Annotated in this window: 15 protein-coding genes; 7 read left to right on the forward strand and 8 right to left on the reverse strand. The window is 48.6% G+C overall.

Translation table 11 applies throughout. The features are described 5' to 3' along the window. Positions 1-5: 5 nt before the first annotated feature. The 5 genes from LLG96_16315 (at position 6) to LLG96_16335 (ending at position 7,756) form a co-directional block, all read left to right on the forward strand. Positions 6-1,118 carry a glycosyltransferase family 4 protein gene (locus LLG96_16315; protein MCE5251774.1) on the forward strand — a complete coding sequence of 371 codons (1,113 nt, stop codon included), beginning with the start codon at positions 6-8 and terminating at the stop codon, positions 1,116-1,118. Further along, complete coding sequence (locus LLG96_16320; protein MCE5251775.1) at positions 1,111-3,333, forward strand: bifunctional (p)ppGpp synthetase/guanosine-3',5'-bis(diphosphate) 3'-pyrophosphohydrolase; 2,223 nt, start codon at positions 1,111-1,113, stop codon at positions 3,331-3,333. Before LLG96_16315 ends, LLG96_16320 begins: the two co-directional genes overlap by 8 nt. Beyond that, positions 3,320-4,072: a peptidoglycan editing factor PgeF gene (gene pgeF / locus LLG96_16325; protein ID MCE5251776.1), complete on the forward strand. Its 753-nt coding sequence runs from the start codon at positions 3,320-3,322 to the stop codon at positions 4,070-4,072. The genes LLG96_16320 and pgeF overlap by 14 nt, the downstream gene beginning before the upstream one ends. Beyond that, a complete protein-coding gene (locus tag LLG96_16330) occupies positions 4,069-5,835 on the forward strand; it encodes a prolyl oligopeptidase family serine peptidase (GenBank protein ID MCE5251777.1) in 1,767 nt (588 codons plus the stop codon). Before pgeF ends, LLG96_16330 begins: the two co-directional genes overlap by 4 nt. 367 nt (positions 5,836-6,202) lie before the next feature. Then, positions 6,203-7,756, forward strand: a complete 1,554-nt coding sequence (locus tag LLG96_16335) for a hypothetical protein (GenBank protein ID MCE5251778.1) — start codon at positions 6,203-6,205, stop codon at positions 7,754-7,756. Between the two features lie 87 nt (positions 7,757-7,843). On the opposite strand, the gene LLG96_16340 is transcribed toward LLG96_16335, so the two are convergent. Then, positions 7,844-10,906, reverse strand: a complete 3,063-nt coding sequence (locus LLG96_16340) for a hypothetical protein (protein MCE5251779.1) — start codon at positions 10,904-10,906, stop codon at positions 7,844-7,846. 174 nt (positions 10,907-11,080) lie between these two features. Then, complete coding sequence (locus LLG96_16345; protein MCE5251780.1) at positions 11,081-12,331, reverse strand: MFS transporter; 1,251 nt, start codon at positions 12,329-12,331, stop codon at positions 11,081-11,083. A 207-nt stretch (positions 12,332-12,538) separates the two neighbouring features. On the opposite strand from LLG96_16345, the gene LLG96_16350 reads away from it, so the two are divergent. Further along, positions 12,539-12,835 (forward strand): metalloregulator ArsR/SmtB family transcription factor, encoded by a 297-nt coding sequence (locus LLG96_16350; GenBank protein ID MCE5251781.1) that lies wholly within the window; start codon positions 12,539-12,541, stop codon positions 12,833-12,835. Positions 12,836-12,927: 92 nt separating this feature from the next. On the opposite strand, the gene uvrA is transcribed toward LLG96_16350, so the two are convergent. The 5 genes from uvrA to LLG96_16375 all read right to left on the reverse strand — a co-directional run bounded on the left by uvrA (position 12,928) and on the right by LLG96_16375 (position 20,859). Beyond that, entirely contained in the window at positions 12,928-15,768 is a 2,841-nt protein-coding gene (uvrA, locus tag LLG96_16355) for an excinuclease ABC subunit UvrA (protein ID MCE5251782.1), read from the reverse strand. 391 nt (positions 15,769-16,159) lie between these two features. After that, on the reverse strand, positions 16,160-16,945 hold the full coding sequence (locus LLG96_16360; GenBank protein ID MCE5251783.1) for a hypothetical protein: 786 nt from the start codon (positions 16,943-16,945) through the stop codon (positions 16,160-16,162). A gap of 84 nt (positions 16,946-17,029) precedes the next feature. Beyond that, positions 17,030-18,640 carry a hypothetical protein gene (locus LLG96_16365; protein MCE5251784.1) on the reverse strand — a complete coding sequence of 537 codons (1,611 nt, stop codon included), beginning with the start codon at positions 18,638-18,640 and terminating at the stop codon, positions 17,030-17,032. Then, the gene (locus tag LLG96_16370; protein MCE5251785.1) at positions 18,640-19,203 is read right to left on the reverse strand and encodes an RNA polymerase sigma factor; all 564 of its coding nucleotides are present in this window, start codon (positions 19,201-19,203) and stop codon (positions 18,640-18,642) included. The genes LLG96_16365 and LLG96_16370 overlap by 1 nt, the downstream gene beginning before the upstream one ends. 291 nt (positions 19,204-19,494) lie before the next feature. Next, positions 19,495-20,859, reverse strand: coding sequence for a hypothetical protein (locus LLG96_16375; GenBank protein ID MCE5251786.1), 1,365 nt, complete (start codon positions 20,857-20,859; stop codon positions 19,495-19,497). 710 nt (positions 20,860-21,569) lie between these two features. Between LLG96_16375 and LLG96_16380 the strand changes: the two genes are divergently transcribed. Further along, positions 21,570-22,238 carry a response regulator transcription factor gene (locus tag LLG96_16380; GenBank protein MCE5251787.1) on the forward strand — a complete coding sequence of 223 codons (669 nt, stop codon included), beginning with the start codon at positions 21,570-21,572 and terminating at the stop codon, positions 22,236-22,238. On the opposite strand, the gene LLG96_16385 is transcribed toward LLG96_16380, so the two are convergent. Then, entirely contained in the window at positions 22,235-24,589 is a 2,355-nt protein-coding gene (locus LLG96_16385) for a histidine kinase (GenBank protein ID MCE5251788.1), read from the reverse strand. The genes LLG96_16380 and LLG96_16385 overlap by 4 nt on opposite strands. Positions 24,590-24,735 lie beyond the last annotated feature (146 nt).

The following is a 24,735-nucleotide window of genomic DNA, read 5'->3' on the forward strand; positions in this document are numbered from 1 at the left end:
ACTGTATGGGGCATTATGTTCAGGCGGTAACGGTACGGTGGTACAATGCTTGTGCATATTATGCGGTAACTCTTGCACAGGGCCTTGCTCTGGGTGGTCACCGTGTGACGGTAGCAGCGGGAACCGGTACTCCCGCTCTTAAAACGGCTGATGAAAAAGGTCTTGATACTCTGAGCGTTTCAGGCTCCGCCTCACATGATCCCATCGGGTATTTCAGGGAGCTTCGCAGACTCAGGTCGTTTGCGCTCGACAATAACGTCAGCCTGGTGAATGTTCATAACGGCAGCGATCATCTGCAATGGGCGCTTGCGCTGAGAGGAGCGGGAATACCGGTAGTGAGAACCTCGGGCAACCAGATTCCGCCCAAGGTTCATCCCGGCTCGCGGTATCTCATGAAAAAAACGGCGGGCGTTATTACATCGTGTAATACCATACGGGAGTATTATGCCGAGGGATTCGGAATTGACCGGTCGCGGATTCATGTTATCCAGGGAGGCGTGGACAGCGATTTCTTCTCGGACGATTATCCGCGGAACCGTTTGAGAAAAGCCCTCGGAATTCCTGATGACGCTTTTGTTTTCGGGATTATCGGTAGATTTTCCCCCGTGAAGGGACACCGGTATTTTTTCAAAGCCGCCGGGATTCTTGCCTCCCGGCGACACGGCACGTGGTTTGTGGTTTCCGGGTGGGATGCCCAGCTCAGGGAGGCACATATACGGGCCATGGCTTCTGATGCGGGAGTTCTGAAAAGAACCAGTTTTATCGGTTATCAACAGGATATACGTGATCTCATCGGGTCGCTCGATGCGGGAGTGATAGCATCGACCGGTTCCGAGACCATATGCCGTATCGCGATGGAATACATGGCGATGGGTGTTCCCGTTATTGCCGCTGATACCAACGTGATTCCGGAAATCGTCCGTCACGGCGAGTCGGGGATCGTGGTGCCCGCGGGCAGCCATGAAGCTCTCGAATCTGCCATGGAACAATTGATGACCTCCGGCAACGGGGGAAAATCCCTGGGACAGCGGGGCCGTAAAATCATTGAAACCGAATTTTCACTCGAATCGTTCGCTTCCAGAACGTATGATATTTACAGAGGTGTGACCGGTGGTTGAAAAAAACCAGGGAGTTAAACCATCGCCGGATCGTTATACCATCGAGCCGGTCGAGCTTACCGAAGTTGTTGATGAGTTTGCGAAACTCCTTGAAAAAATCGAGCTCTACAATCCTCATGTAGACAAGGAGCTCATAAAACGGGCTCTTCGTTTTGCGGCTGTGGCTCATGCGGGTCAGCGGCGTATGTCCGGAAAACCGTTCATTTATCACGGCATCCAGACCGCGGGGATTCTTGCTGATCTTCATCTCGATTCCGTCATGATCGCCAGCGGGATTCTCCATGATGTTGCCGAGGATACTTCGCTGACCGTCGATGATGTGCGGAATGAATTCGGGAATGAAATCGCCACGATTATCGAGGGACTCACGAAGATCGCCGAGCTCAAACTCATGAGCCCCGAGGAAATGCAGGCGGAAAACTTCCGAAAAATGATTCTCTATACCGCCCAGGACGTCCGTACCGTGCTCGTGAAGTTTGCCGACCGTCTTCACAACATGCGGACTCTTGAACATCTGCCGGTGGAAAAGAGAAAGCGTATTGCCCATGAAACTCTCGAGGTATTCGCCCCACTCGCTCACCGGTTTGGTATCTATACCATCAAAACAGAATTGGAAGACCTTTCCCTGCGCTGGCTTTATCCCCGCGAGTATAAGAGGATAAGCCGCACGCTCGAAAAACTGGTCGGCGAGCGCGACGCCTACTTTGAACGGTTTATCGAGCCGATCAAAAAACGGCTTACCGAAGAAAAAATCGAACATCACATACAATGGCGGCTCAAGAATAAATACAGTATATACCGTAAGATGCTGCGTGATAAAAAAGATGTTAAGGATATATACGATATTTTCGCCATCAGGATAATTGTCAATTCCGTTGCCGACTGCTATCATTCCCTCGGTATCATCCATTCCATGTTCACACCAGTCATCGAACGCATCAAGGACTTCATAGCCACTCCGAAGTACAACATGTATCAATCCCTCCATACCACGATAATGGGCCCCGGGGGCCATATGGTCGAGGTTCAGATCCGGACAAATGATATGCATGATACCGCAGAAACCGGGATCGCCGCACACTGGAGATACAAAGAGGGTAAAGTCGAGCCCGATGAAATCGATTCCTACATGGCGTGGCTCAGGAAAGTTGTCGACTGGCAGAGCGGAACTCCCGAAGCGAAAGATTTCATGCGCGAGCTTAAAATGGACCTGTTCCAGGATGAGGTTTTTGTGTTTACCCCCAAAGGCGATCTCATTCAGCTTCCCATGGGCTCGACATCGGTGGATTTTGCATTTGCCCTCCATACGCAGATCGGCCTTCATTGCGCCGGCGCCAAGGTCAACGGACGAATGGTTCCGCTCGACAGGAAGCTTAAAAGCGGAGAGTCGGTCGAGATTCAGACCAACCCGAATAAACAGCCGAGCCCGGGCTGGCTTGAAACAGTAAAGACTGCAAAGGCGCGAAGCCTGATCCGACGGTGGATTAAGCGCCAGTATTACAACGAGAGCCTTTCTCTCGGTCAGCAGATGCTCCAGAAAATTGAGAAGCTGCGGGGCGAAAAAATATCCGATAAAGAGCATGAAAAACTTCTCAGTAAATATCACCAGAAAGACTGGGAACATTTTGTCGTCAGCCTGGGATCGGGGGACATTTCCATTCGCAGTGTTCAAAACTTTTTCGGCTTTACGGTTAAAAAGAAGCGGGGAAAACAGCAGGACGAAACAAAAAAAAGGCTGGGAGTATCGATCCAGGGAATGGAGAATCTCCTCGTCAGTTTTGCCCAGTGCTGTAAACCCCTTCCCGGGGACGAGATTATTGGCTTCATAACGAGGGGCCGTGGTATGGTCATTCACCGGAGTGACTGTGAAAATGTGCTGAATAACCCCATCGAGATGGAACGTGCGATCGATGTAAACTGGGAACCCGGTGACAATATGTTTTTTGTTGCGAGCATCAGGGCAGAGGGAGTGAACCGGAAGAGTCTTCTGAACGATATTACCTCCGCCATCGCCAAATTCAACTGCAACATACGGTCTGCTAATGTGATTACCAAAGACGGCATCGCCATCGATGATTTCGATGTTGATGTGAAAAATCTTTCGGATTTGCAAAGACTTATGAACGAGATACGGAAAGTCAAAGGAATTAACCGCGTCATCCGCTTCGATTTACGTTCACCGAAAAATGTCCAGAGCCACGATGAACAGTTTTAAGCTCATTATTCCCCGCACTGTTCCTTCTGAAAAGGTTGTATGTGGTTACACCACGCGCTCCGGCGGTGTTTCGTCTCCGCCGTTCGATTCACTCAACCTCGGTTTCCATACTCCTGATGATCATGCCCGTGTGGCGGAAAACCACCGTATCGTTTACCGGTATGCCGGAGCTGATGAAAACGAGGTTGCATTTATGGGACAGGTGCATGGTTCCGCGGTAAAAATTGTCGATTCCGGCGGCGTTTATCCCGGGACTGACGGTCTCATCACGGCCCGGAGAGGACTTCTGCTTGGTGTTAAAGTGGCCGATTGTATTCCTCTTCTGCTCTACGATCCCGGTCATGAAGTAATAGGTGCGATTCACTGCGGCTGGCGGCCGATTGTTGACGGTATCGCCCGGAAAGCCGTTGCACTGATGAGCGGGCATTATAAAACCGACCCCGCGCAGATCGTCGCCGTGATGGGACCCTCCGCCGGACCGTGCTGTTATGAAGTGGGGCCTGATGTTGCCTGTCGTCTGAGACCCGAATCCGTTACAGACCGCGGCGGCTCCCTGTTTGCCGATCTGAGAGCCGAGCTCGTGTCACACCTGACAGATGCCGGTGTAGCGGAACACCATATCGAGATTTTTAATGATTGTACTATCTGCCGTGATTCTTTATACTATTCCTTCCGTCGCAGCGGCGACCAATCCGGTCGCATGCTTGGCTTTATCATGCTGAAAGGAAACGTTTTATGAGTTACTTGCAGGCGATTATACTCGGAATACTCCAGGGTTTCACAGAGTTTTTACCTGTTTCTTCCTCGGGACACCTCGTTCTTGCCCAGCATATACTCGGAATCGATGAAAGCATGCTGACTTTCGATATCTTTGTCCATTTCGGGACATTGCTCGCCGTGCTCGTTGTGTTAAGAACATCGATTATGAAGCTCAGTTACAGTTTTCTTGCCGATATGCGTTCCTTTCTTGTAGACCGGATGCCTGTTCCCGTTATCTATCGGACATCGTCCGGGCTCAGTACGATAACCGCTCTCTGTATCGGAACTGTTCCCGCGGTTTTTGCAGGATTTTTACTGAAAGACAGCATCGAAGCTTTTTTCTCATCGCCTTTACCCGTGCTTGTGGCGCTCTTCATTACCGGAATTGTACTGACTGGGACTTTTTTTATAAAAGAAAATTCACGGCATATCGATCCCCTGCGCGGATTATTGGTTGGAATAGCGCAGGCGGTGGCAATCATACCGGGGATTTCACGGTCGGGGATGACCATATCATCGGCGCTTTTCATGAAAGTCAGGCGTTCTGAGGCAGGAGAATTCTCGTTTCTGCTTGCCATTCCGGTCATTACCGGGGCGACGGTGCTTGCTGTAAAGGATGTCAGTGAGGCGGGATTCATGTCCCTTGCGTGGGGGCCGGTTATCATCGGGACTCTGGCGGCGTTTCTGAGCGGCTGGGTATCGCTCGTTATGCTGTTGAGTATCATTAAGCGGGGGTCACTGGGCTATTTCGGGTTTTACTGCATCGCGGCGGCGCTGGCCGGTCTGGTATTTTTCGGTGTAAAAGGTGAAATTCATTCTCAAACAATACAAGAAGGCGGAAGACCGATGGAAGTTCAGATTACGACAATCCCTTCATCGTATGATGGTGCAATCCAGCATATTCGATTCCTGAAGGCGAGTGGCGATAAACGCCCGCTCCTTGTTGCGCTTCATACATGGAGTTACGGGTATATGCAGGATTCGGGCGATGAATATTTCAAACGGTGTCACGAGCGGGACTGGAACTGTATTTTCCCCGATTTTCGCGGGCCGAACAACAATCCGCTCGCGGGTGGTTCGGAAGCCGCGCTTAAAGATATTCTCGATGCCGTTTCCTGGGCATTCGAACATATGAGTGTCGACCATCGTCATATCTTTCTTGCCGGGGCAAGCGGGGGAGGGCACATGGCGCTTCTTTCCGCTGGCAACTCTCCTTCGACGTGGACCGCCGTGAGCGCATGGGTGCCGATAAGCGATCTTTCACAGTGGCATCGTGAAACAGAGGAGCGGGGTCTTGCCTATGCCGCCGATATCGAGCATATCTGCGACGGTACACCCGGTTCTTCTAAAAATGTTGACCGCGAATACCAAAAACGTTCACCGCTGACAAATCTCTGGCGCGCACATATCATTCCCATGGATATCAATGCGGGTATTCATGACGGTCATGCGGGAGAAACGGGCGGAGAAGGTTCCGTTCCGGTGGGTCACAGTATACGGGCGTATAACGAGCTTGTGAAAGCTTCCGGGAAAACTGCGGATATCATCCCTGAAGATGTCATTTACTCTATTGAACACGAGCAGCAGATTCCCGACGGTTTTGAACGACGAACGATTGAAGACCCGGCGTATGGACGCAGAATCCACCTGAGACGGGTATCGGGTCTTTCAAGGCTGACCCTGTTCGAGGGCGGTCATGAGATTCTGTATGAGGCGGTATTCGACTGGTTTGAAAGTTTTTAAAGAGATTTTTCGTTTCGTTCCATGACACACCAATAATATTTTCTGAAACAATAATGTTTAATGATTCAGGTATATATATTTATAAATAATAAAGTGTTATAGTAGATTTATTACACATATTTACGTTTTCGCGTACTATTTTCCAACTTCTGCACTGTTTTCCTCGTCAAATATAATAGAACATAAAGATACATCTGTTCATGCCAGATTTGAATCTGTTCTTTTTTATTTGGTATAGACTCTGTAACAAGTGCAGATAAACAAGCACATACTCACGATTAATCGTCATGCTGAACTCGATTCAGCATCTATACATAATCGATATGGACAATTGCATGCTTATTAAAACACACCCCGGGAGGTCATCATGAAACGGTTTGGTCTTATTCTGTTTGCAGCATTCCTGATTCCGGCAGCGGTACAAGGACAGAATAATAACGACTGGGAATCGTCGTATGTGAATATGCCGGTCAATATATCGGTCTGGAAGGGATACAGCATCGGCGAGTTAATTGCCGGCGACAGAAAAGTAACGAACTATGTTTCTTTCAATCTTCCTGGCGGGAAAGCCGCCAGACTGCGTGGTATAGGGCTTGGTATATACTCGAACGAATATTCCGAAAATGCTTCGGGAGTTCTGGTTTCGGGAGTTTCTAATGTCGTGGGTGATAACGCTGTCGGAATTCAGGCAGCCGGACTCGCAAACGTTGTCGATGGCGATATAATGGGAATACAGATAAGCGGACTGGCTAATGTTGTGGATGGCGATATGAAGGCTCTTCAGGTTGGCGGTCTCGCAAATGTAATCAACAAAGACTTTACGGGAATACAGGCGAGTATGCTTGCCAATGTGATCGATGGCGATGTGACAGCGCTGCAGGTCACCGGGCTCGCCAATGTCATCAGGGGCGATGTCGGGGGATTTCAGACAGGTGGACTGGCTAATGTCGTGGATGGCAATATGAAGGCTCTCCAGGTTGGTGGTCTTGCGAATGTTATCAATAAAGAGTTTACGGGCGCTCAGGTGAGCCTGCTTGCCAATATTGTGAATGGCGATGTAAAAGCTGTGCAGGTGGCCGGACTCGCCAATGTCAGTGACGAGGATATTAAAGGAATTCAGTTAAGTGGACTGGCTAATGTCGTGGGCGGCGATGTACAAGCCCTGCAGGTAAGCGGTCTTGCAAATGTGACCAACAAGGATATTACGGGCGTTCAGGTAAGCGGGCTCGCCAATGTTGTCAATGGTGATGTAAAAGCTGTGCAGGCGGCCGGACTCGCTAATGTCAGTGACAATGATTTCGAGGGAATCCAGATAGGCGGGCTTGCCAGTATCGTTAATGGTGATTTCAGAGGTGTCCAGGTAAGCGGATTAGCTAATGTTGCCGAAAACATGAAATGCGGTCTTCAGATCGGAATGTTCAATGTATCCGGTGAAAAGGGCGTTATACCGATAGGTCTGGTCTCGCGGGCTTCGGATGTGCCGGTCAAATATGATGCGTGGATTGACGAATCACGGTTTATCAATGTGGGTTACCGCTCCGGAACCGATTATTTTCATAATCTGGTATTCATGGGAGTGCAGGCAGGCGACACGTTCCGCTGGTCGCTCGGGTGGGGTTTCGGCGGACATATACGCTATCGTGATTCGTACTATGTGGATATCGATGCTCTCATCCAGCATATATCGGAAGATGACGTCTGGACTGACCGGTTGAACGAGCTGACCAGATTCCGGATACTGGGTGGATGGAATGTAAGCGAATCGTTCTCGGTGTATGGCGGCCCGACACTCAATTACCTTGTTTCAAAGGTCAATGATGGTTCCGATCTGGCATCATGGTCGATGAGCGAGGATAAATCGGGAAACCAGTGGAAACGTCTGTGGCCCGGGTTTGTGATAGGCATCCGGTTTGTGCGTTAGAATTTATGGGCTGCTGTGAGGTAAAACCGCCACATAATCCCGAAAAAGTTACCAGTCTTGATTCCCTGATGCCCTCTACGATGCCGTTTACTGTTGCTGACGGGTAATCCTGACGAGTTTCGGAGGTGCGATAATCCCGTACGGGATAAAGTTATAGCTGTCTGTCCATGTATCGCGGATTCCGGTAACGCGTGCCTGTTCATCAGTGGGTTTTGAATCGATGAACTGTTCCAGGCCAGCCCATTTAAGGTTGTCGCCGTCGATATGGTGAAGCGGCCCGAGGGTGTTCCGGAGCGTACTGATCACCTCGATTTCGATGGTGTTGACACCCTGTTTCAATGCCCCGGTTATATCCCCACGGTATGGCGGGAAGGATATTTCGCCGACTTCTGTCTCGTTGACCACGACAAAGAAAGTGCTCCCTTTTGCGCCGGAAAGATCGATTTCATATCGGTCGGATTCAATTGAACCCAGTTCGAATTCCATTTTGTAGATCATCGATCCGGAATAAAACGGGTATCCCTGATCGACCCAGCTTCCTGCATCGAGAGTCTCTTTCTCGGTGATGATGGGAAAACCTTCCTCTTCTTTTCCGACCGCAAAATCGCCGACAATATACACATTTTCTATTTCAGTGTCCCACAGGAAGTCTGTGGTGGCCTTTATGGTGTTGGTTCCCTCGATGACATGCCCGCTGAGGTCGAGCGCGGGTATGTTGCGGTCGATATGCCATTTGCCTGCAAAGGGTTCGATAGTGGTGCCGTTGATTTCAATGGTGAATTTTTCGGCGCTTTCCATGGAAAGTTCGAGATGTTCCGGTATCCCGCGTGCCTCGAAGGTAAATGTGAGCACAGTCCTGTTCGTCCGGGTGCGCACATTCTTTGTCTCGATTAACCATGGCTGATAACCGTCGAATTCGTCAATGCCCGTATGACGCCAGATTTCACGGCGCGCTTTCCAGACCGGTACATTGGTTAAAATCTTCTTACCGTCGAATTCGAGGGAACAGCGATCGATTGTGAGAACGTTCTCGTGAAGACGGTCGAAGGCGTAGGGTCCCTCGATGGTCAGAATTTCTTCGGATATATTTTCCGTAAGAGCCGAAACAGATGTCTGGGTCTGGTCAATGAGAAAAATCCTGCTGCCCGCCGGATTAAGGGTCGTCTCGATAACCGTGCGGCCTTCGGAGAGTTTTGAAGCATACCGGTAGCCTCTTCCCGTAACCGGATCGAGCTCCACAACTCCGCCGACGGCATCGACCGTAATAGTAACGTCCGCGGTTTCCGAGCGGCTGGTGTTTGCGAGGAACAGGAGATGCGCCGCCGCTTCGATACGGTGATTGACAATTACTCCGCGCGCCTGTGAGCCGTCCGGGAGCGTGACGGATACATCGCGCCCCGTTTTTTCGATCACTGTCGTCGCTGCACCGGCGGGATCATCAGGCATGACGGTTACATTCGGCTTTGTGAGATATGACGATATGCGGTCGTCCGGCTCGCCGTTAATTCTTGATGGCGCTTCACCCATGATGATGACCGGGCCGGTAAACGATTCGAGAAGCTCCATTGTGGAGGAAAGCCATGTCAGCGCGCGGGGAAGCACGATACAGGAATAATCGGCGTTTCCGACCGAGAATGTGGTTCCCGTAGCCCTGCCGTGACGGGCGAGTATACGTTCTTCTCCGAGATCGAACGCTATGTGTTCCGCGATGAATTCCTCAACAACCGCATGGTAGGAATCTTCGATTTTTTTGAGTTGTTCGCCGCCGTTTTCGCCGCCGATATCGTATGCACCGTATGCCGAGGTAATCGGGGTTAAAACGAGCACTTTTGCCGTTCCTTTTCCCTGGCTTGCTGTCCACGAAATGCGGGCGAGATAGTCGTTGATGACCTTGAAATGATCCCAATATGGCTGGTGATAGGAAAATGTCGGCGGGAAATCACGTTTCCGCTCGCCGATTATCGAGTACTGTACGAGATGCGGGCAAAGAAACGTTACCCCGAGAGCACAGTTGAAGTCGGCGATCCATTTCATATCCTCAAAGCTCATGGAATACCCGGATGCTCCGAAGATTTCACAGATCACCCTTTTTTTGCCCATCTGGTTCGCCACACCGGAGACCTGCTTGATCGTCCACGGATGATATATCCCGCGCTGAAGGTGGTCAATACCGGGGACATCCATGTATTCATAGTGAGGCATGACTGCTCCTCCCGACGATATCATGGGGTAGAAATCGTCCTCGTACAGGTAGTGCCCCGTAAACTTGAGGTCGTGTTCTTTGCACCACTGTGAGATGGGGATGGTGAACGCTTCGATGAATCGCTCGTTGACAGCCCGCCAGAAATCGTGACGGAATTTAAATCCTTCCTCAGTACCTGTAAGGAGATGGACGAGCTTCGGAACAGGAGAATAACCATGCAGTCCCTCGAAATATGTCTCGAATCCCGGCGTCCATGGGAACGAGAACGGGCGGTGGTCATCCCTGTCGAACCACCTGATGGTGCGGTTCACATTCGGTTCATCGGTAAAAATTCCCGGCATATATTCGCCGAAATCATACCGGAAAAGCTTTGAATACCGCTCATGGGTGGCTTCGATAAAATCCTGAACGGTCTGTGGATTGAGCAGGTCGGTATAATTTTCGCCGTTGAACCAGAAATGCCCCCGTGTATACCGCCGCACATAAAATGCCCCGATTCCGGTCATGTCTTCCGGCTTTTCAGTCAGAATCTCCTGAGCGCCGCCGGAATTTTTCCGGGTAAATGCAATAACATCGTTTAGCTCGTTTTCGTTCAATACGGAAACATCTTCTGTCCAGGTAAGAGCCATTGCGAGATTTTCGGGCTTTTTTTCCGATATTTTACCGCCGCAAAATCCGCTCGGCCAGCGGTCCTCATCATACAGCCAGCCTTCCATCTTGACTTCACGGGCTACTTCGATCCCGCGGCGGACAGCCCTCATCCAGTCGTCGCTCATGTACTGCGTGCGAAGCCCCGTCCGTGAATGCATGAAGAAACCTCCGAATCCCCTTTTCTTCATGTCGCGGATACGGTTTTCGATTTCAGCGGGTTCCATTCGGTAATTCCATGACCAGAACGGCGAAGGGCGACAATGCTTTGGCGGATCAACAAACTCTTTGAGATTCATGGTGTTTCCCCGGAATCATTATATTCGATTCTCTTTTGTCAAAAGGAATAATTATGTATAACGATGTAATTCTGATGTATAAAGACAGTGTATATATATTACCTTGTTACTTATGCCTTATGCCTTTTATCATTCACATAATACCATATAATTTAATAAACTATTGCCCCGGTATCAATTGTTGTTTTGAGCGGGAGCAATTCCGTGTGTATGGTGATGTGCCATTTTATATACGCTCAGGCTGATTAAAAGTGCAAGGATACCCATGATGACGAACGGCAGACGCAAACCGAATAGTGACGCCAAAGTGCTGCCGATAAGGGGCCCCGCACCGATACCGAGGCAGGTGACGCTCGCGGTAAGACCGAAAGCGCTGCCGACTTTATCGCGGGAGATTGAATTCGATACAAGAGTATTGACCGATGGGATGATTCCCCCGGCTGCGAGTCCCATGAGGCACCGTTCGATGAAAAGAACCCAGACGCTGTGAGCCATTGCCTGCGGAATAGAAAACAGGCCTGCAAGTACAAGTGATGTAATCAGTATTTTGATGTGACCGATACGGTCGCCGAGTTTTCCGAAAAGAGGGGCGGAAATACCGGAAAGAAGACCGAAAGCGCCGACAAATATGCCCGTGAGCGTTGCCGATTTCGACGGATCGCCCGACAGTTTCTCGATATAAAATGGCAGTATGGGTATAAACATGGTGTTAAGCATGTACACTAAAAAAAAGATTGCCATAATGACAAGAAAACCGGGGGTTTTGAGAATGCCGACCATGGTTTTAAATCCCTCGATTTTATTGTTTCGAGGAGGAACAAACCGTTCGATTGCCCAGAAAATGACAACGATAGCGCCGATAAAAAGCATGATAGCGGCAAGACCACAGGGAATTCTGAAACCTAAATTATCGGCAAGAACGCCGCCCATGAGCGGTCCGGCCGAGCTTCCGAGCAGTACAGCTGTCTGCATGAGGCCCAGGCTGAATCCGAGGTTTGCCGATGGTGTGACGCTCGATACAAGCGTAATGGACGCCGAAACCGTACCGGTAGTCATTCCCTGGAAAAACCTGAGGAACATGAGATGCCACGGGTTAGTTGCAACTCCCATCAGACCGAGGATTATCGACCCTGCAAACATGGAGCGAAGCACCATGATTTTACGGCCGTACCGATCGGCAAAAACTCCCCAGATCGGTGCCGAGACAGCCATGGTAATCCCGAAAACAAGGGATGACCAGCCTATCCACATCATCGCGCCTGATTCGGTTTTAACGCCGAGGTGCCGAAAGTAAAACGGTAAAAAGGGGAATATAAAAGAAAAGCCCATTCCTGATAAAAACTGGGCTATGAACATTACTGTCAGTGTGATCCGCCATGAGGAGTGATTATCAACTTCTTGCGGAGCGTTTTTTTCATCTTCCATTATTCTTGTTCATTGTCTCCAAAAAGAAAAATGAGCAGTTATCAATAACACTTGAATATACCATTTTGCAGAGCGTAAGTCAATGATCAACTGATAATTATAATGATTAGACATTTACATCTTTTATAAAATATTCAGTTTACATTGATTTTTCCCTTGACTCAATAGTAATATTACTATATATTTTCATGTGAAGGAGCAGATGACATGAATCTACAGACCGTTGATCCCAAAAAAATCGATTTTGCTGCTGAAATCTTCAAAGGTTTCGGCAATCCCATCCGTATCCGAATTATCGATGCCCTCCGAACGAAAAGTCTTCGGGTCATGGAATTGTCGGAAATGCTCGGATTTCCTCAGCCTATTATCAGTCAGCAGCTTAAAATTCTAAAAAGCGCAGGAATTGTCCAGAAGGTCAGGGAAGAAGGTAATTTCTGTTACAGGCTCACCAACAACCACTTTTCCGATATGATCAAATGCATGAGGGGTTGTCTCGGACTGTAAGAAGTTATGAGTGTTTCGCGGCTGCCAGACAGACAATGCCGTTCTTTTCGCCGGATATATTTATCGGGCTGTCATTCCTGAATATTCCGGCATCATTCCGTACATGCCAGACTTTCAATCTCCCTTTTCAAATACTGACCGGTATATGATTCTTTGATCCGGATGATTTCTTCGGGAGTGCCTCTGGCGACTATCGTTCCACCACGGTCTCCGCCTTCCGGACCGAGATCGATGATGTAATCGGCGCATTTGATCACATCCATGTTATGCTCGATCACGATGACCGTGTTTCCCATATCCACAAGCCGCGCGAGGACACCGAGAAGCATCTCCACATCTGCGAAATGAAGTCCTGTTGTCGGCTCGTCGAGAATGTAGATCGTTCTCCCGGTACTGACCCGTGAAAGCTCGCTCGCCAGCTTAATACGCTGGGCTTCGCCTCCGGAAAGCGTCGTCGCCTGCTGGCCGAGATGAATGTAGCCGAGCCCCACGTCTTTCAGGGTTTTGAGCTTACGGTGCAGGACAGGTATATTCTGAAATGTATCGAGAGCCTCATCGCAGGTTAAATCGAGGACATCGGCGATAGTAAGGCCCATGAACCGTATGTCGAGCGTTTCACGGTTGTATCGCCGTCCCTTGCATTCCTCGCATGGTACATATACATCGGGCAGAAAATGCATTTCGATCTTGATGATGCCTGCGCCCTGGCATCGCTCGCACCGTCCTCCCTTGACATTGAACGAAAACCGCCCGGGTTTGTATCCCCTCGCTTTTGCCTCGGGTATCTGGCTGAACAGGTCTCTAAGCGGTGTGAAAAGCCCGGTGTAGGTTGCCGGATTCGATCGGGGTGTCCTGCCGATGGGGGACTGATCGATACTGATGACTTTATCTATATGTTCAAGTCCCTGAATATTTTTATACGGCAGCGAATCCATGCTCGACCGCATGAGTTTTGTGGAGAGAGTGGGAAAGAGCGTCTGGTTGATAAGGGTCGATTTCCCCGATCCGGAAACGCCCGTTACACAGATGAACTGTCCGAGCGGAATATCGACTGTAATGGACTTGAGGTTGTTTCCAGTCGCGCCCTTGAGTGTCAATTTCTGGCCATTCCCCATGCGGCGGTTTGCCGGCATCCGGATTTTTGCCCTGTCCGAAAGGTAAAGTCCGGTGAGCGACGATGAGCTCTTGATAAAGGAAGGCGGCCCGTAAGCTACCACTTTTCCGCCGTGTACACCGGCACCCGGACCCAGATCGACGATGTAATCGGCGTTCTCCATGGTTTCACGGTCGTGCTCGACGACGAGGACTGTGTTTCCGAGGTCTCTCAGGGAAAGCAATGTGCTGAGCAGTCTTTTGTTGTCACGCTGGTGGAGACCGATGGAGGGTTCATCGAGAATGTAGAGCACCCCGACAAGCTGGCTGCCGATCTGGGTAGCGAGCCTTATGCGCTGGGCTTCGCCGCCGGAAAGGGTACCGGTCGTCCGGTTGATGGTGATATAGTCGAGCCCCACATTGTTCATGAATCCGAGCCGCTGCTTGATTTCCTTGAGTATCTGACGGGCGATCAGTTCCTCGTTTTCCCGGAGTTCGAGAGAATTGAAAAATGTGAGCGCCTCGTCGACCGACATTACCGTTATGTCGTTGATATTTTTGCCCCTGAATGTGATTGCCAGCGCTTCTTTTTTCAAGCGTGCGCCATTACATTCGTGGCAGGGCATCGAACGCATGAAACCCTCGATCCATGTCCGGATTTCCTGCGACTCGGTCTGACGGTGGCGGCGTTCGAGATTGGGAATGACACCTTCGAACGGGCCGTAATACTCACCCCGTGCGCGGCCGCTCGCGCTTGTATACTTGAATCTGATCGATGTTTTACCCGAACCGTACAGCACGATATCGCGAAATTTCTTCGACAGTTTCACAAACGGTTTCGTGAGGTCTTCGCCGTAGTGATCCGCTACACTGAGAATCTGAGCGTAATACCAGTGGCCGCGGGGGACTCCCCACGGTTTTATTGCGCCTTTCATAACAGAGATAGAGTCATCGGGGACAACCTTTTCGGGGTCGATCTCAAGCTGGGTTCCGAGACCCGAACATACGGGGCAAGCACCGTACGGGCTGTTGAAGCTGAAAAGCCGCGGTTCGATTTCGGCAAGGCTTATCCCGCATTCATGGCAGGCGAAGTGCTCGCTGAAGAGACGGTCCTCGGTTTCGGGTACGTTGAGTATGACAAGCCCGTCCGCAAGCTTAAGAGCGGTCTCGACCGAATCGGTAAGCCGTGTCCGTATCTTGTTGGATACCATGAGACGGTCGATGACGACTTCGATGGTGTGTTTTATATTCTTATCAAGAATAATCTCCTCTTCAAGACTCCTGATCTCGCCGTCCACCCTGGCGCGGATATAGCCGTCCGCCTGCGCTCGTTTGAAAACATCGCGGTATTCGCCTTTTCGCCCCCTCACAAGGGGTGCAAGTATCTGGATACGGGTGTCCTCCGGGAGTGACATGACCTCGTCCACGATCTGCTGCGGGGTCTGCTGGCTGATTTCCCTGCCGCAATTGGGGCAGTGCGGTACACCGAGCCGCGCGAACATGAGCCGCAGGTAGTCATAGATTTCCGTCACCGTACCAACCGTTGAGCGCGGATTGTGGGAACCCTTGCTCTGCTCGATCGAAATGGCTGGTGAAAGCCCGTCGATGTATTCCACATCGGGTTTCTCCATGAGCCCGAGGAACTGACGGGCATATGCGGACAGGCTTTCCACATACCGCCGCTGACCCTCTGCATAGATCGTATCGAAGGCAAGAGACGATTTCCCAGAGCCCGAAAGACCGGTGATGACGGTGAGCGTGTTACGGGGAATGGTGACGTCTATATTCTTGAGGTTATGCTCGCGTGCGCCCTTGACGAAGATGCTGTCTTTGGTGTTCATGTCTGGTTTCCGGGGAAAAAATGTAACCGGATTCACGGGTGTCCATGAAATCCGTAATGAAAATGCAGCGGCTGAATATATCTAAGTATATGAAATATATATACAATAGCACGATAGCATGTTCCGTTGAACTATCCAAATAATATAGCGATACTTTTTTTGAAGGTCAAGCGCGGAGGTGTTCCGAATGGAGTTATTCCGATCAATTCACAAGGTTTGATAGAACGCGGATATACGCGGATCGGACGGATTTACGCGGATTTGTTTTTTTAAATCTTTTTGGGTGTAAAAGTTAAATAATTGCTAAGAATAGTACGAATAATATGTTATATAAATTTGTGTCTTTGTGTCTTCGTGGTATAATATTTTTACGAATAAAGGGCTTATTGTGTCACTGTTTCTTTTTATTATATCCTCCGCCGATGGTCAGGTTGATATAGGGGCCTGTTAAAAATATATCAGGTCCTTCAACGACGTTTGTCCATCCGTATTTCTGCGGACTGTATTTATAACCTATCCGTATACCCGTAGCGAAACCGCGTTGAAAATAGCCTGTTTCTCTTGTGAAGATCATTCTATCTATTCCAAGCGCGCAGTTGAATGTCACTATCATGTCGGAACTCAATGTGGTTCCGTTCGGTTTTTTCAGGATGTCATCGAATGTGCGATCGCTCCTGTCCCTGATGGAAAATCTCAGTCCGCCAAAACCAATTCCGACGAGTGGAAAGATTCCGATTCCGTTTTTATTGTAGATGCAATAACCGATATTATAAACTCCAAACAATCCGCTCAGCGATGTATCGTGCCGAACGCCATCCATGGTCAGGTGCCTTTTGGCCGGTATGTACAACATGGCATAGCCATCGAATACTATTCTGTTGCATGATATACTATATCCACCAATACCGATACCTGCAATTTTCTTTGAGAACGACGGATAACCGCTGCGTTGTAGCGATGAATTCATATCCTGTATGTCCGCATGATTCATTTCAAGAATAACGAAGCCTCTCCCTGTTTCTGTAATAGTATTACCGCAATGAGCATAAGCCACCGTGAACATGTTGAACACACATGACAGCACAACGGCAAAAATTATGTGTTTTTTGGATGCAACCGTAAAATTCATGACGTGCTGGCATATCCTGAGATACTTCATTCCGTTTTCCAACTCCATGATTATTTCTCATTAATTATTCGGTCTGTTTTTTGAAAAGACAGAACTTTTTTTCATGTCAAGTGGATTACGCTTACCACTTTTCTACTTTTCCCGGTAGTCTTTTGCGGATACCAGGCTGTCGACAAGATTGTGCAGCTCGTTATCGGATAATGTGCCGTTGACAGCGAGGCAGGGGAAAGTACCATCCGGAGATTCGAGAATATATCCCGATACATCTTTCGACGGTATATCCTTGATCGTTGATCGGGCGCTGGTGAGAAGTATATTTGCCAGCCATGTATCAGAAGACCCGCTCCACACCTTGAATCCATTCGGCGAAGTATATTTCAGGGTGCTTTTATTCATAATGTTTTTTAACATCATGTTGTAGGTGGGTGACTGGACAAATACAACATGGCGGCCATCCCCTGCACGATATGAAATACTGAACATCCTGTGGGGCGGACTGACTAAGTCGAGAATATCGGTGATTTCACGATGGTCTGTCCAGGGAGGATTATGTGCGAAAACGTATGTGTCGAAATCGGCGGTCCTTACCATATGACGGACGGAAACATCCGTGATGACCATATCGGACCTGATGCTTGCTTTGGGAGGTTTTGAAGCGGAGTTTGCGAGACTGTCCGTTCCGGTCAGGCTCCACGGGATATCCTGTTTTTCGGCTGATGCAACTGAAACGCGGCGGATTTTCATCATGGATTCTTTTTCAGAGACCCATTCCATTTCCATGAGAATGTTGTCGCTCTCGCGGATTTTGAAAATCAGATAAGGTATTGGTACCTTCACGGGAGTATCGAGTTTGAAATCAGCCCTGACAAAACGGAATCCGGGACTGTCCTTGTGTTTTTCATCAGGTTCGAGAAATACATCATTGGGATTGATTTCGTTTGACATTCCCACTCCGATTCCCAGATATTCTGCAGGATTTTTCGGAGGCTGGAATGTATCGGTTACGGTTGAGCTGTGAATCTGCCATCCGCCCGACTGCATGTTATCGAGAGTATAAACAGCCTTGCCGTCAAAAGAGTTTGCGCATACCGGTATGCCGTCGACGGAAAAAATATGTGCGAACCGGCCGGTTTTGAATTCGAACCATGATTCGTCCCTGACCGTATACTGTTCAAGCGGTTCTGCCGGAAGATTGAGCTGATGTGTTCGGATTTTACCTGTTTCACTGATCGCCGTGACCGGAAACCACCGTACCCGGGTAAGTACGGGATCCGATACCGGCTCGACCAGAATTTCGTTGACTATATGGACAATATCGTTTCCTTTGAAGAGCGATTCCTCAGCTGCCCATGCCCGGGAAAGCAATTGCGGAGCGCTCTGGTTGTCGTTAATGAAATTTTGTGTCATATAGAGAAGTGATAACATCACCAGTATGAAAGCTGCCGCCACCGAAGGAATTTTCCAGCCTCTGAAATGCTTCCGGAACGGGATCGCTTCGGAAGGCGATGTTATTTCGGCTCTTACATCGATTTCAGTCATAATACGGTGCTTCAAACCGGGCGAAGCCTGTATTTTTTGGACAGGCGTGATGGAAGCGAGTATCTGTTGTGCCATTTCGTATTCATGGCTGCAATTCTGGCAGTTTACCATGTGCTCGGCCAGTTCGGAATATGGTTCGCCGACGGAGTTTTCATTAAGTAAATTATCCAGATATTTTCGGACTTCACGACATGTGATTACCATTATATGTTCCCCTTTGCAACTATCTTTCTCAATTTTCTGAATCCATACCGTAACCGTGAATTGACAGTATCGAGCGAGCAGCCGACTACTTCGGCAATTTCACTCAGACGGAGTTCCTCGAATACCCTGAGACGGACAACATCAGCCTGAGCTTTGGGCAATCGTCCCAAAAGCTTTTCAATCCGGAACAGTTCTTCCCTGGCAACGGTTATTTCATGGGGATTGCTGCCATTGTGTGAGATTTCATCGGGAGACAGCGAGTCGAAATACGACTCCGGCCGTTTGCGCTTACGCAATAAATCGGTACACATATTGATTACCATTGTGTAAAGATATGGTTTCACATGAAGTATCTTCGACCGTTTTAAGCGTTCGGTATATACACGGACAAAAACCTCCTGCACCACATCTTCCGCATCGCTGAGATTACCGACTCGCCGAAAAGCGGTGAGCACCAGTTTATCACCAAATGCATCGACAAGCATTCCCAGTTCCTCGGGTGTCTGCGGCCATCCCTTGTCCCATATATCCACGGATTCGGATATTCCGGATTTTAAAACCATTTATAACCTCTATACGCGAAATGGTGGTAAAACGTCATTATACCGGTATACACAGCTTTTTATATATAAAACGAATTCAGGTGAAATTATTGTTTAATAATTTTTATTTATAGGGTGGAGAAGGAGGTATGTTGAGAACAGAGATGTCCTGTTCAGGATTCAAGAAGCTGAATAAAACAAGAGTACACCCAAAAAGTCTTGTTACAGGCAGGAAAGCATACGGACACAGTTTTTTCAATGTAAAATCATAATCATGCCGTAATCCGTAAAAATCCGCGTTTCATTCCTTTTTTATTTCGCCGGCGGCAGTTTATACGGGCCGAGTTTTATATCCGGTTTTGAGCGAACCGCGTGGCTGAGAGCGATAACATCTCCAATGGGTCGATCCCCATCTGTTGCATAGAAGAAATAGATGTTCCGCTCGGAATACACCGATCCTTTCGGCACGGTGATGAGCTGTTTCCGGTCCCAGTCGATATGGAAATAAACGAGCGGCCGGAACCAGTACTGGAGATCTCCGTTCGAGACATAGGTCGCATTGTCGAAAAGTGTCGGGGGCGCGCCGCCGGGGCCTATCGTGGCATATTCCTCGCGAACCGAGGCGGCGCCGATGCTTTTGTCGGGACTGAAAAATGTGACGAAGGGAGTGTCATCCCGCAGACGCAGAATATCGCCGTGCTGGTTGACCGGGGTGAATTCGTCGAGCCGTTTGACAACCGGTGTTCTGTTGCTCTCCCATGCCACATGAGAGAAGAATCCTTTTGGGAATATCATTTCATCGTTACGGAGCGCCACTACTCCGATATCATCGAGGATTTCCACGACAGTTCCGGATTCTACGTATGAACGGTTCGTGAATATCCGGTAGGTAATCGACAGCCGCGCTTCGGGTATTCCGGGGAAGATGCCGCTGCGGCGAATCTCGACGAACAGGGGACCCTGCGTGATTTCACATTTCTCGGGGGGATCCCATGCAAACGAGTGAATCCAGCCGCGGGAGGGAACAAAGATGCCCGGATTCCAGTGAAGGACTCCCTCGGAAGTCGCAAATGGTATCTCCGAATGTTTTTTCAGGGTGACACGGGATATCTGGCCTGAATCTTTATTGGTGTTTTCGGGGAGCGACTGGTTTCTTCCGTGAAACTGCACGGTCATGGCGCTGTTTTCCACTGTCCATGCGGGTTTTTTCCCGGTAATCTTCAGGTCGGTCGGGTAGTCTGGCGTTTTCGCATCCGGATTTCCGTACAGCAGTGCGTATTCGGCATCGTCCGCCCCATTCTTTTCATCGAAAAAGGTTATCATGCCGTTGACCGTCGGGGAACTCCGCCGGCCGTCGGTATCTTTCGTCCATGTCGAGAGCCCCGAGAGCTGGAAAGGAATCTCTTTTTCTCCTTCCTTTGTCATCAGGATAAGGCGGATTTCCTTTTCGGGACTGGTACACTGGTGAGCGTACAGCGAAAATGTCACATCGACCGGGACAAGGCCGGCAGTTTCCGTATCACGGCCGGTAAGGGTTATGGGCATGCGGAACTTCCATGCATTCCATGTCTGCTGCCCGTGGACAGTCGCCGGTGTTCCCCACATAATAAACGTAAATGAAACAAGAAGAAGACGTATCCATATTTTACGGTACGATGGCGAGGTATGATTGAACATGACGTTTCCCCCCTGAATAGTGGTTCAGGTAACAGGAGCCGGAGCTATAAATATGAAAATAATACGGCCATTCTCATTTGGCAAGAAACTCATGTGGGATAATGACAGGGCAGTTTCTTTAATCCGGATCAGTCATGAAAAAATTTCACCACGAAGACATAAAGACACAAATAAATATGATAATTACATTATGTTGTATAATTATCAATATATTGCATTTATAAAAAAATATATAAAAACAAATCCACTTCGAAACAAGGGTAGTATAGTCCTGGCCTTCCTCCATTTTTTACACACACTTTTTTCTATAGGTTACTTCCTTTGCGTGCCCAAAGGAAGTAACCAGGGAAAGGGCCCCCCGTGAAAAGCCTTTTTCCCCGTTCACGGCCTGTTTTTCGGGACACGAGCCTTCGGCTCGCTCGGACAGCACCCATTCTTTATACTAAAAAAAACCGGTTGTGACCGTGGGGCCTTTCTGCGGGGTTAAAAATCAACAGCAATAATCATATATATTCTATTTATAATCAATGTATTGCAATACATATTCATCGTGGATAATAGAGGATGAAAATAGTATATTCAAGAGGGAATCGTCATTTATTATCGGGTTATTGTCATACGTATATGACTTATTTTAGTCATTTACCATGTTTCGTATTTGTTATATTATTCCTTAAATTCGTATACCGGTCTTTCAGGAGTTTCATGGCATGCTGTATGTAGTTATCATCGAAGATAACAAGGTGGCTGCGGACCTTCTCAGGGAATACATCGAGAGTGAGGATGTGAAGGTCAGCGCTCTGTATACTTCCGGAGAAGATGCTCTCAAATCAATACCGTCTGCACCACTTCCCGATGTGCTTCTTGTCGATATCGGTCTTCCCGGAATATCGGGAATCGAGGTAACCCGGACACTCAAGAAAGAGTTTCCCGGGCTGGAAATCATCATTCAGACAGTTTTCGAGGACACGGCGACCATTATAGATTCCATTAAAGCCGGCGCTTCGGGTTATATTCTCAAAGCCTCATCTCGTGAGGAAATTATCCGGGCGCTCAATGAGGTGAAAAAAGGCGGTTCTTTTCTTTCGGGCAAGGTCGCGCGGAAAATTCTCCATGAATTCAAGGACAGTGAAAAGAGCGCTGCAACGGGTAACGGGCTCGAATGTTATTCCCTGACGACTCGTGAGGAGGAGATACTTGATAATCTTGTTCACGGAGCATCATATAAGGAAATCTCATCTAAACTCGATATAAGTGTTCATACCGTCAACAATCATATACGCAAGATTTACGAGAAGATGAGGGTTCATTCGAGAGGAGAGGCAGTAGCGCGGGCGATCGAATCATCTGTGGAGCGGCAGAATGATAAAAATAGTTAATCCGATTGCGGAACCTGAAGTGAAATGATAATTTCCGTTCCCTTGCCGGGAGCGGAAGTGCAAAAAAATATTCCTCCCATCTCTTCACACCGTTTTTTCATGTTTCTCAGTCCATAGCTTCCGGTCCGGTTCTGTTCCGCATCATAACCCCTGCCGTTATCGGCTATCGTGATTCTCAACTGCTGAGCAGTGTTTTTTATTCTGATATCAACCTTGGCGGCCTCGGCGTGCTTGATTACATTTGCCAGTGATTCCTGAACGATACGGATAATGTTGAGCCTTACCATTGCCGGCAGTGCCAGAGACTCATGTTCGACATCGATCTCGAAATGGAATGGAATGTTTTCACAACCGAGTATTGTTCCTGCCTTCTCCTGTATATGAGAAATGAGGTCGCCGAGCCTGTACTCGTCTTCTTCGATTGTCCAGATGAGATCGCGAAGTTCGGTGAGACCCCCGGAAAGAAGACTTTTCAGATTCTTCAGGCGCTCCGATCTGCCTTTATCCTCATCGGCATCCTTATCAAAGAGATTTATCAGCATTAAGGCGTTGCTGAAACTGCTGCCGATACCATCGTGTATTTCCCTAGATATTCTTTCGCGCTCGCGAAGAGCTTCATGCCGACGGTGCTCGCTTTCCTCCTTGAGAAAGATGCTTTCAATGGCCATTGATGTCTGGCTGGCAAGTGTTTTGAGGAGGTTTATATCCTGGCGGGTATACAGTCTGCCCGACTCTTTGTTCTTGAGCAGAAGGCACCCGAGCGTACCTGCCGATGTGCGCAGGGTAACGATAACCCCATCTGTATATACCTCAGGTAGTTTTCCGAACTCCGAATCGATCATGTAGAGCGGACATGGTTCTTTATATTCTCGGGCTTTTATCGCAAGCGTTATGAGTGAATCTTCACATTCTCCGAAATAAGGAACAGCGACTTCCCTGTCGTTTTCTTTACCGTATATATAAGCCGAAATACCTTTGGGATGTAGGATTCCGATTACCGTTTCAACAGCCGCATCCACCACGGTTTTTGCATTGTGAGCGGCCAGGAGTTTGTTGCTCAGCCTGATAGATACTTCCAGGGAATCATAAATATCACGTCTCAGTATCCTTTTTACGCCTTTGTTTATATTATTCCTTACGGGAATGTAAGCAAGAACAACCAACCAGAGCGCTATCACCGTCGCGAAGGGTTCCTTGATAGCAAGAGCCAGATTTTTAAGACGGGCGAGCGTACTGATGACTCCCACATCGAGTCCCGCAAGAATACAGAGTGTGAGAAAATAGATAACCGAGTTATCGAATATGGTGTCGATATCCATGAGATGATATTTTGTTATGGCGAAAGCCATTGAGAGTGGTATCAGAATAAAAAACAGGCTCGGAACCCTGTCGCTGAAAAGCCGTTGTCCCGTGACAAGGATCGGTATAAATGTCGTCATCATGAATACGACTGAAAATACTCCTACTCCCCCCAAAACCCACCGTATCTGATACCGTTCATGGGGAGATTTCGATGTGGCGTAACTGTATATGAATAAACCCACACCGGAGGCAAGCCCGGCCATGAACAGGAAATTGAGCGACAGGTATGAAATACGCGGCTGATAGAGAACGGTTACGATAATCGGGATCGTATAAAGAACCGGTGTAAAAAACCGGTATGTAACCAGCTTTTTTTCACGGGGGAAGAGGCAGCAGAAATGAAAAAACAGGACGGGGAAATAAACGAACGCGAAAATGTTTATGATTCGTAATACACTGAAAATAGTGATATTGAAAGCTGTATCGCGGGATGTATAACTTCCGAAGGTTACAAATATGAGCGCAACGGAGAACACCATGTAAAAAAAAGAACGGGCGCGCACATCACCGGGCTTTTTCAAAACAACCACAAGACCGATTATCAGTGAAAAAAGCCCGAGAAAGAACATCATCCCGACTCTGTAAAGAATTTCAGCCACAGGCAAGCGGACAGGCACAATTTCTGCAGAGCTGTATACATCGCCGTTTTTGAGTCTGAGTACAAGCGGCTTGTCCGGTTTTACATGCCGGGAAAAGTATGTCTGTGCTTTCCACCAGTGATTGAGCGACTCCCGGTCGGGTATATAATCGAAGTCCTCTACGAGATCGAACGATTCGAGCTCGAAATCCTCTATGGCGACAATTTCCGCGTCTGTACACTCAGGTATATTCCCGGCAGGACCTTTTGGGGAAACCGATGATATATACCATGTCCCGTCTTTCAATTCATACGTCAGACCGGTATAGGGTGCCTGTGTCAGCGTGGAAATTCCAAGAAAAGCCACAAGGAATGGTATTATGCTCAATCCCACATATAACTTTTTATTCAAGCGAGTTTCTCCGGAATGATAAATCCTTCTGAAATTGAAACCGCGGACTTTTAATGATGTTATAAACACTTCCGGCTCATGGTACCGTGCGAATCAGCCACCGATATCGTCTATTACAGAGAATATAGATTATTATATTGGAGTCG

Source organism: bacterium, assembly GCA_021372535.1.
Lineage (GTDB): Bacteria > Latescibacterota > Latescibacteria > Latescibacterales > Latescibacteraceae > JAFGMP01.